The 687-nt window shown below is 61.9% G+C and carries 1 protein-coding gene; it reads right to left on the minus strand.

The features are described 5' to 3' along the window. On the minus strand, positions 1–687 hold a 687-nt coding region (vgrG, locus tag MWH02_RS23045), incomplete at both ends, for a type VI secretion system tip protein VgrG (RefSeq protein ID WP_271461524.1).

Genomic DNA, 687 nt, shown 5'->3' on the forward strand with positions numbered 1-687 from the left:
CATGCTCCTCGCCGCGCTTGTCTTCCATGCGCAGTTCGTTGTTCGCAGGCGTGCGCAGGATATTCTGGCTGCGGTTATCGCGGCTGACGACGTCGGGATGTTCGGAATCGTGAAAGGCGTGCGCGATGTACGGGCGGTCCGGGTCGCCGCCGTCAAAGGCGATTCCCACTTCGGTGCCCTGAATCAGCGGCGCGTGAAAACCGTAATCTCTGCCGGCGTAGGGTTTTGCCAGCCGCACCCACAGATAGCTGTAGCCTGATTCGCTGAACAGACGTTCGATATCCAGCTTCACGCGGTAGCGTCCGTGCTCGTCGAGATGGGCGTAGATATCATCGGCGTTGCGGCTTTCAATGCGCGCCGGATGGGTGCCGACAATCTCCGGGCGCGGCACCGTAGCGGGGCGGAAGCAGAAGTGTTCGCTATACGGCATACCCCACACGGAAACGTGCAGGCGCGAATCGCGCGAGGCGATAAAGGTGACCAGCGTCATCACCACGCCGTTTTGCAGCGCGCGGATAACGTTGCCCTGCGGCTCCAGCACCGCGCCCGGCGTCAGATGCGACGCGTTGCTGAACAGATGCACGTAATCGGCACGCTTCAGATCGCGCTCGTGGGCGATGCGCGCGTAAAACCGCCCGGACTCGGTTTCGTCCTCTTCACCGGGATTCCGATATGGGCCGATATAGT

The organism is Pantoea leporis, assembly GCF_028048155.1.
Classification (GTDB): domain Bacteria; phylum Pseudomonadota; class Gammaproteobacteria; order Enterobacterales; family Enterobacteriaceae; genus Pantoea; species Pantoea leporis.